The organism is Candidatus Andeanibacterium sp. (genome assembly GCF_057143545.1).
Genome location: NZ_DBNHSF010000236.1, coordinates 1 through 9,054, shown reverse-complemented (window position 1 = coordinate 9,054; position 9,054 = coordinate 1). Strand labels below are relative to the sequence as shown.

General features: G+C 65.6%; 8 protein-coding genes. 5 read left to right on the top strand and 3 right to left on the bottom strand.

The window, feature by feature from the left end; translation table 11 throughout:
• Together cobT and AC16XC_RS13670 are read right to left on the bottom strand one after the other, a co-directional pair.
• The coding region (gene cobT / locus AC16XC_RS13675) for a cobaltochelatase subunit CobT (protein ID WP_484035217.1) at nt 1-1,738 on the bottom strand (1,738 nt) is incomplete at its 3' end.
• Nucleotides 1,739-1,861: 123 nt separating this feature from the next.
• Nucleotides 1,862-2,560: a DUF4197 domain-containing protein gene (locus AC16XC_RS13670; RefSeq protein WP_484035216.1), complete on the bottom strand. Its 699-nt coding sequence runs from the start codon at nt 2,558-2,560 to the stop codon at nt 1,862-1,864.
• A 56-nt stretch (nt 2,561-2,616) separates the two neighbouring features.
• Here AC16XC_RS13670 and AC16XC_RS13665 point away from each other — a divergent pair, with 56 nt between their 5' ends.
• The 4 genes from AC16XC_RS13665 (at nt 2,617) to AC16XC_RS13650 (ending at nt 7,885) form a co-directional block, all read left to right on the top strand.
• The gene (locus AC16XC_RS13665; protein WP_484035215.1) at nt 2,617-4,779 is read left to right on the top strand and encodes a primosomal protein N'; all 2,163 of its coding nucleotides are present in this window, start codon (nt 2,617-2,619) and stop codon (nt 4,777-4,779) included.
• 232 nt (nt 4,780-5,011) lie between these two features.
• Nucleotides 5,012-5,296 carry a hypothetical protein gene (locus AC16XC_RS13660; RefSeq protein WP_484035214.1) on the top strand — a complete coding sequence of 95 codons (285 nt, stop codon included), beginning with the start codon at nt 5,012-5,014 and terminating at the stop codon, nt 5,294-5,296.
• A gap of 130 nt (nt 5,297-5,426) precedes the next feature.
• On the top strand, nt 5,427-6,731 hold the full coding sequence (locus AC16XC_RS13655) for an APC family permease (protein ID WP_484035213.1): 1,305 nt from the start codon (nt 5,427-5,429) through the stop codon (nt 6,729-6,731).
• Nucleotides 6,728-7,885 (top strand): aromatic ring-hydroxylating oxygenase subunit alpha, encoded by a 1,158-nt coding sequence (locus tag AC16XC_RS13650; RefSeq protein ID WP_484035212.1) that lies wholly within the window; start codon nt 6,728-6,730, stop codon nt 7,883-7,885. Before AC16XC_RS13655 ends, AC16XC_RS13650 begins: the two co-directional genes overlap by 4 nt.
• On the opposite strand, the gene AC16XC_RS13645 is transcribed toward AC16XC_RS13650, so the two are convergent.
• Nucleotides 7,882-8,121 (bottom strand): hypothetical protein, encoded by a 240-nt coding sequence (locus tag AC16XC_RS13645; RefSeq protein WP_484035211.1) that lies wholly within the window; start codon nt 8,119-8,121, stop codon nt 7,882-7,884. The two genes, AC16XC_RS13650 and AC16XC_RS13645, sit on opposite strands and share 4 nt — an antisense overlap.
• Before the next feature lie 99 nt (nt 8,122-8,220).
• Between AC16XC_RS13645 and AC16XC_RS13640 the strand changes: the two genes are divergently transcribed.
• The coding region (locus AC16XC_RS13640) for a DMT family transporter (protein WP_484035210.1) at nt 8,221-9,054 on the top strand (834 nt) is incomplete at its 3' end.

Sequence of the window (9,054 nt, the reverse complement as noted above, 5' to 3'; positions counted from 1 at the left end):
TGTAATAGCGGGTGACGTCGTGGCCGATGCCGATCGCGACGAGCTGGACCGGCGAGGCCCGTTCGATCCAGTCGATCACCTTCCTGAGATGGGTTTCGAGATAGCCGGCATTGTTGACGCTGAGGGTTGAATCGTCGACCGGCGCGCCGTCCGATATCACCATCAGGATCCGGCGATCCTCGCTCCGGGCGAGCAGGCGGTTATGCGCCCACAGCAGCGCCTCGCCGTCGATGTTTTCCTTGAGCAGCCCTTCGCGCATCATCAGCCCGAGCGACCTCCTCGCCCGGCGCATCGGCTCGTCGGCCTTCTTGTAGATGATGTGGCGCAGATCGTTGAGCCGTCCCGGCGTCGCGGGCTTGCCCGAAGCGAGCCACTTCTCGCGGCTCTGCCCGCCCTTCCACGCACGGGTGGTGAAGCCGAGGATCTCGACCTTGACCCCGCAGCGTTCAAGCGTGCGGGACAGGATATCCGCGCTGATCGCGGCGATCGAGATCGGCCGCCCACGCATCGAACCCGAATTGTCGATCAAGAGGGTCACGACCGTGTCTTTGAACTCGATATCCTGCTCGACCTTGTAGGAGAGCGAATGGCCGGGGCTGACGATCACCCGCGCGAGCCGCGCGGCATCCAAGAGGCCCTCCTCCTGGTCGAAATCCCAGCTGCGGTTCTGCTGCGCCATCAGCCGCCGCTGGAGCCGGTTGGCGAGCCGGGTGACGACGCTCTGCAGGCCGCCCAACTGGCTGTCGAGATAGGCCCGCAGGCGCGCGAGCTCGTCCTCGTCGCACAATTCGGTGGCCTCGATCACTTCGTCGAATTCCTCGGTGAAGACCTTGTAGTCGAAATGTTCGGGGTCCTCGGTCCAGGGGCGGTTCGGGCGGACGGGCATCATGCCTTCCTCGCCTTCGTCGCCGACATCGCCTTCCTTGAGGTCCTGCTCCTGGTCGGCCTGCTGGTCGCTTTCGCCGTCCTCGTCGCCTTCGCCCTGTTCGGCGGCAACCTGCTGCGACTGGCCCTGGTCGTTCTGGTCCTGGTCCTGGCTGTCGTCGTCATCGCCCTTGTCGTCGCCCGACTGGTCGTCGCCGTCCTCGTCGGCCGGCTGGTCGATTTCCTCGGCGCGGACCAGTTCGAGGTGCCGCAGGAGGTCGAGCGAGAGTTCCTGGAACGCCTTCTGGTCGTCGATCGTCAGAGCGAGCCGGTCGAAATCGTCGCCCGCGCGGCTCTCGATGAATTCGCGCACCAATTCGACCCCGGCCTGCGCCCGCTCGGGGATCGGCTGGCCGGTCAGCCGCTCGCGCAGCATCAGCGCCAGCGCCGACTGCAGCGGGACATCTTCGGCACGGTCGGCGCGGCTGATCGGATCGGTCGCCACCTTGATTTCGAGCGAAGCCGCGAGATTGTCGCGAATCCCGGCGTAATTGTTCTCGCCCAGCGCCTCGTAACGCACCGCTTCGACGGCATCGTAGCAGGCGCGCGCGCTGGCTTCCTGCGGAGCGTGGCGGGCATGGAGCCTGGCGTTGTGATGGCGCAGGCGCAGCGCGAAGCTGTCGGCAAAGCCGCGCGCCTCGCTCGCCTGTTCGCGCGGCAGGGTGCGCGGCGGCATCGGGACCTTGATCGAATCCCCCTGCAGCGAAGGCGCATCGGCGGTCCAGCCGACTTCGAGCTCGGGCTCGCGCGCAATCGCCCGGCTGGCGCCGGTCAGCACCTGCTTGAAGCGATCGAGGGGGGATTCGGGCGGCATGGGAAAGTGTCAGCTTCGATCGTCATCCCGGACTTGTTGCGGGATCCATTTCTCCACAAAAGGCGAGGTCAGCCCATGGGGCACAATTGCTGCTGAAACAAGTTCAGCATGACGGGATTGTGTTCAGACACCGCCGCCCAACACCGCGATCAGCATTGGATCGTTGGTCGAAGCCGGGTCCGCCCTGATCGCGGATTCCTCGCGCCCGATCTCGGCCCAGATCGCATTATCGACATCGCCTGCGAAATCGCGCGCAACGTCCGACAGGTCGATCCCGGTGAGCCTCCGCAATGCGTCCGCAACCAACGGTTCCTGCGAAATGCGCAGGCCTTCGGCCAGTTCGGGAACCATCGCTTCGACCAGGGTCGTACCCATATTCGCGCGCAGGAAGGCGGTCGCCGCGCTCGGCCCGCCGTCGAGAATCGCGCGGGCATTCTCGATCCCGATCACTTCGACTGCGTCGGCAACGACCGGCGCCGCCCGGCGCGCGCCGCGCTCGGCGACATGATTGAACTCGCGTTGGAGCCGTTCCTTGAACACGACGGAAGTGAGGATATCGGCCAGCACATTGCCCCGCGAGCCGAGCAGGTCCGGTAAGTCCAGCCGCGCAAGCGAATTGTCCCAGAAGCCGCCTGGCGCCATCAGCCTGGCAAAGGCGTTCTGCGCCGCGAGCATCAGCATCCGGCGGACGGCATCGACCAGGCTCCAGCGCTGGAACGTTTCGCAACCTGCCAGCGCCAACAGCCCGGCCGCGGCTGTGCCGGCCAGCAACGAGCGTCGCCCGAGCAGCATCGCTCGGGAATGGGGTGAATTGTCGAGCATCGTCTCTCCTCTTCGCCTTGCCGTGAGCGGGACCTGCGCCCAATAGTCATCCTAGCATGAACCGCGTCAGACTCCTCCATTTCAACTACGCATTGGGGCCGCTCGACTATCGCCTGCCCGCGGGGATAGAGGCGCCGCCGGGCACGGTCGTGGTCGCGCCGCTCGGCCCGAGGCAGATTGTCGGCATCATCTGGGACAAAGAAAGTCTTCCGGCCGATGAGGTGCCGGACGCAAAACTGCGGCCGCTCATCGAAGTCCTGCCGGTCCCCCCGCTCAAGCCCGAACTGATGCGGCTGCTCGAATGGGCGGCGGATTATTATTGCGCGAGCCTCGCCTCGGTCGCGCGCATGGTCCTGTGGAGCGGCGCGCTGCGAGGCCCGGCGACGATGACCGAATATCGCCTGAGCGGGGGGATGCCCGAGCGAATGACTCCACAACGCGCAGCTGCAATCGAGGCGCTTGAAGGGGAACAGGCGAATATTCGCGAGCTGGCGGGGATCGCCGGAGTTTCCGAAGGCGTATTGCGCGGGCTGGTGAACCAGGGCGTGCTCGAACCGGTCGAGGTCGATTGCGACCGTCCTTACGAACGGGCACGGGCGGACTTCCACATTCCGGTGTTGTCCGAAGTGCAGCAAGCGGTTGCCGGAGAGATCGTCAAGGCGGTCGAAGCGGGCGGGTTCACTCCGTTCCTGCTCGACGGAGTGACCGGCTCGGGCAAGACCGAAGCCTATTTCGAGGCGATTGCGGCGAGTATCAGGAAAGGCAAACAAACGCTTGTATTACTTCCTGAAATTGCCCTGACCGAGGCCTTCCTCAAACGCTTCGAGGAGCGGTTCGGGGTCCCCCCGGTGACCTGGCATTCCTCGCTCAAGCAGACCGAGCGGCGCCGCGCCTGGCGGGCGATTGCCTCGGGTGAGGCGCAGGTCGTTGTCGGGGCGCGCTCGGCGCTGTTCCTGCCCTATGCGAACCTTGGCCTGATCGTGGTCGACGAGGCGCATGAGATCAGCTTCAAGCAGGATGACGGAGTGCGCTACAATGCCCGCGATGTCGCGGTGATGCGCGGCCATTTCGAGCAGATCCCGGTGATCCTCGCCAGCGCCACGCCCGCGCTCGAAAGCCTCCAGATGGCCGAGAGCGGGGTCTATACAAGGCTGGCGCTTCCGCAGCGCTTCGGCGGTGCAGCGCTGCCACACATCCACACCATCGACCTGACCAGGGAGGATCCCGGGCGCGGCCGCTGGCTGGCGCCATCGCTGGTCGAGGAAATGCGCGCGCGGCTCGAGCGCGGCGAGCAGTCGCTGCTGTTCCTCAACCGCCGCGGCTATGCCCCGCTGACCCTGTGCCGCCATTGCGGCTTCCGCTACCAGTGCCCCAATTGCAGCGCCTGGCTGGTCGAGCACCGGCTCTCGCGCCGCCTCGCCTGCCATCATTGCGGGCACGAGACGCCGCAGCCCGAGGCCTGCCCCGAATGCGGCGAGCCCGATTGCCTCGTCGCCTGCGGCCCGGGCGTCGAACGGATCGCCGACGAGGTCGCCGAGCTGCTGCCCGAAGCCCGGATCGCGATCGCCACGTCCGACACGCTCAACACGCCCGACAAGGCAGCTCGCTTCATCGCAGAAGTGGAGGCAGGATCGATCGACGTGATCGTCGGTACCCAGCTCGTCACCAAGGGGTTCCATTTTCCCGAACTCACCCTGGTCGGCGTGGTCGATGCCGATCTCGGGCTCGAAGGCGGCGACTTGCGCGCGGCGGAACGGACCTACCAGCAGATTGCGCAGGTTGCCGGTCGCGCCGGCCGCGGGTCGAAGCAGGGCGATGTCCTCATCCAGACCCGCCACCCCGCAGCCCCGGTGATCGCCGCGCTCGCGTCGGGCGACCGCGACGCCTTCTACAAGGCCGAGGCCGAGGCCCGCCGCCAGGCCGGAGCGCCGCCGTTCGGCCGCTGGGCCGCGATCATCATCTCCTCCGAGGACGAGCGCGAAGCCCGCGAAGCCGCCAACGCGATCGGCGCGGCGCGGCCCCATCTGGACGATGTCGCGATCATCGGCCCCGCCCCCGCCCCGCTCTCGCTGCTGCGCGGGCGCTACCGCTACCGCCTGCTGATCAACGCCAGGAGATCGGCACAGTTGCAGGATGTGATCCGCGACTGGCTTGGCGCGCTCGAGTTCCCGCGGGGCGTGCGGGTGGCGGTCGATATCGATCCCTATAGCTTCGTCTGACGTCGAACCGGGCCAGGCCCCAGCGCATTGCCGATCGGCCCCGTTCCGCCGCTCCACCCCCCACAAGCAGCCGTCCCAACGTGGAAATTCCGTGGAATCCCGCGATCCCCAAAATTCCACGCTGCCCTCCACGCTCGCTCCAACGGGGTCGCTCCAGTGGGCCTCCAGCGCTGCTCGTTGCAGCGAATCGGACGACGACAAATCAGGCTTGCCCAGTAAGGAGGGTTCGAAAATGGAAGGGTTTCTGATGGCTGCGAACCTGCTTTACGTGGCCGCCTATTTTACCCAGGACATCTTGCGCCTGCGCCTGATGACGCTGCTGGCCGCTTGCCTGCTGGCGATCTATTTCTATTCCCAATCTCAGCCGATGTATTCGGTGGTGGCATGGAACCTGTTCTTCGTGGTTCTCAACCTGTGGCAGATTGGCAGGGTCCTTCGTGCCCGGTTCGGGTGGAAGCGGACAGTCCCCGAATTTGGAGGTCTCGGCGCTTCCAGGATATCCGCCAGCCACCATTAGGGGCCAGCCCGCTCATCCTCAGCCGACTCCGTGCCCGCTTGAAGACCATTGCCGTTTGATAGTTTCCCGCCCATGCTGCGCGGCAAAGAGGGGCTATGATCCACGATCCTCGCGGCCACGGCTGCATCGCATGAGCACACAGGCTTCGGCATTGCCGCGCGGCGCCGGCAAGCTCGGCCTGATCGCAGCAACCGCGCTGGTCATCGGCAACATGATCGGTTCGGGCGTCTATCTCCTGCCCGCTAGCCTGGCGCCCTATGGCTGGAACGCGGTGATCGGCTGGATTGCGACCATCGCCGGCACGCTGGTTTTGGCGTGGGTGATCGCCTGCCTGACGCGCCAGGTGCCGGACTGCGACGACATGGTCGGCTTCATCGGCAAGGCGTTCGGCCCGCTGACCGGCTTCATGCTCGGCTGGATCTACCTGACCACGATCTGGATCGGCGTGGTGACGATCTGCGTCGCGGCGATCAGCTATCTCACCAGCCTGGCGCCGGGGATCGAGCAGGTCCCCTACGGACCGGCACTGAGCACGCTGGCGCTGGTCTGGGCGCTGACGCTGCTCAACCTTCGCGGAGTCCACGCAGCCGGCCATTTCCAGGTCGCGACCACGATCATCAAGCTGCTCCCGCTCCTGCTGGTTATCGCCATTGCCGCTTCGCTGCTGGCCGGCGGCAGCGGCGAGATCGCACCCTTCGAACCGCAGGACCTCAGCATCCCGGCGGTTTCCGGGGCCGCCGCGCTGACCTTGTGGGCACTGCTCGGCTTCGAAGCCGCCAGCGCCGCTGCCGAGCGGGTGCGCGATCCCGAACTGAACATTCCTCGCGCGACCATGTGGGGGACCGCGGTGACCGGCCTGGTCTACCTGTTCGTTTGCTCGGCGGCCGCGCTGATGCTGCCGCAGGAAGTTGCCAGCAGCTCGCCCGCTCCCCTGGCGACGTTCGTCGAGCGGTATTGGAGCGCGGGACCGGCGGTTTTCGTCACGCTTTGCGCGATCGTCAGCTGCGTGGGCGCGGCCAATGGCTGGATCCTTATCCAGGGCGAAATGCCCCGCAACCTCGCCTGCAAGGGACAGTTTCCTTACTGGTTTGCCGCCACCGACGGCAGGGGAACGCCGCGCCGCGCGCTGGTGGCCGGCTCGGCTCTCGCGAGCGTGCTGCTGATGATCAACGCCGGCAAGAGCACCCAGGGCCTGTTCGAATTCCTGTTGCTGGTGACGACCTCCGCCGCATTATGGTTCTATCTCGTGTTGGCGATGGCGGCCTGGAAGCTCAGGATCGTCCGGCCATTCGCGCTGGCCGGTGCGGCCTATGCGATATGGACGCTGTGGGGTGCCGGGCTGGAAGCCGACGCCTGGAGCATCGCCCTTGTCCTTGCCGGGCTGCCAGTCTGGTGGTGGACCAGGCGCAACCGGGCGATCGCGGAGCCGGCATGACTTCCGACCCGCTCGACGGCTGGAGTCTGCCCGCCTGGACCTATTCCGATCCTGGATTCCTCGAACTGGAGAAGGAGCGCGTGTTCGCGCCGAGCTGGCAGGTGGTCTGCCACCAAAGCGACATCCCCGCGACAGGCGACTGGCACACGCTGGAATTCATCGGCGAGAGCATTGTCGTCATCCGGCAGAAGGATGGGGCGCTGCGCGCCTTCACCAATGTCTGCCGCCACCGCGGCTCGCGAATCCTGGAGGGGCACCGGGGCTGTACGAGGAAGCTCGTCTGCCCCTATCACGCCTGGACATACGAACTCGACGGATCGCTTTCGGGCATTCCCGATGCCACGAGCTATCCCGGACTCGACAAGGCACTGCACGGCCTTGCTCCGGTCGGGCTGGAGACCTGGCGCGGGTTCGTGTTCGTCCGGCTGGTCGACCAAGGTGGTCCGTCGGTAGCCGAGATGATGGCTCCTTACGAGCAACTGATCGAGCCATACCGCTTCGAAGAACTGCGCGCCCTTGGCCGGGTGACCTTCCGCGAGCGCAAGGTGAACTGGAAGAATATCGGCGACAATTATTCGGACGGGCTACACATTCCGGTCGCCCATGCCGGGCTCACGCGGCTGTTCGGCAAGTCCTACGGGATCGAGGCCAGCGACCATGTCGATCGCATGTGGGGCGATTTGCGCGACGAGCCTTCGGCCAACTGGTCGGAAGGGCAATACCAGAAGCTCCTGCCCCCCATCCCGCATTTGCCGGAGGACCAACAGCGCCATTGGCAGTATTTCAAGCTGTGGCCCAATGTCGCATTCGACATCTATCCCGACCAGGTCGATTTCATGCAATGGCTGCCGCTCGGCCCGAGCGAGAGCGTGATCCGCGAGATCGCCTATGTCCTGCCCGACGCCTATAGTGGAGATTGGCGCCGCGAAATGCGCACGGCCCGCTATCTCAACTGGCGGATCAACCGCCAGGTCAATGCCGAAGACACCGCGCTGATCGCGCGGGTCCAGCAAGGCATGGCTTCGCGCAGCTTCTCGGCCGGGCCGCTGTCGGACAAGGAAGTCTGCCTGCGCCAGTTCTGCCGCAAGATGCGCAAGCTGATTCCTGAGGCCCGGCTGGACGAGCCGCCCACCAGCATCAGCAAGCCGGCCTAACCGCCGCCGGCGCTCCAGCCTTTGAATGCCATGGTGATCAGCGTCACCCCGAGCATCGCCGCGATGAAGAAGATCGCGGTCCACGGCATGCAGCCGACCCGGTCGGCCTGCTTGCGCCTTGTCCGCCTGACTTCGGCGACCAGCGCCACCAGCGCCAGCAGCAGGAACGCTCCGCCCCAAATCGCGGCAAGCGTGGCATCGCTGGCGAAGCGCAAATCGTGGAGTGCCGCTAACATCGATGCGCGATATGGCGTTGGAAGGCGCGTGCGACAATCCTCACATTTGCACGGGCGGGCGCTTGCTTAGTGGTCGTCCGCCACTAAAGCACCCGCAACATGAAAGCCGTTCCCCGTCACCAGCAGCGCCCCTATCTTGCCTTGATCGTGCGCCTGGGCGCGGTCGGGGCGCTCGGCACGATGGCGATGCTGATCAAGCTTACCAACGAGCGCGGGATCGACTTCTTCGAGATCCTGTTCTGGCGGCAATTCGTCAGCGCGCCGATCCTGCTGGCCTGGGCCTGGCTCACGACCGGCATCGCCGTATTGGGGACCAAGCGCCTCAAGACCCACGGCGTCCGTGCGGTCTATGGCATGATCGGGATGGTCTGCAATTTCGGCGCGGTGATCCTGCTGCCGCTGGCCGAAGCGACCACCTTCAACTTCACTTCCGCGATCTGGGCGGTGCTGCTTTCGGTCCTGATCCTGAAGGAAAAGGTCGGCATCTATCGCTGGGCCGCAGTCATCCTCGGCTTTGCCGGCGTGATCATCATCGCCCAGCCGGGCAGTGGCCATTTCCCGCTTTACGGCGCAGCGGTCGCGCTCGGAGGCGCGTTCATGATCGCGCTGATCTCGATCCAGATCGCCGATCTCGGCCGGACCGAGAAGTCGATCACCATCGTCTTCTGGTTCGCGACGCTCAGCACGCCGGTGCTGGCGCTTGCCCTGCCCTTCGTGTTCCAGCCGCACGACCTTACCGGCTGGCTGCTGTTGCTGGGCATCGGCGTCACCGGGACCATCGGACAATTGCTGCTGACCGCAGCCTTGCGCTTCGGCGCGGTTTCAAGCGTGATCGTGATGGATTATTCGATGCTGTTCTGGGCCACGCTCTATGGCTGGCTGATCTGGGACCGGTTCCCGCCATTTTCGACCTGGCTCGGGGCACCGCTGATC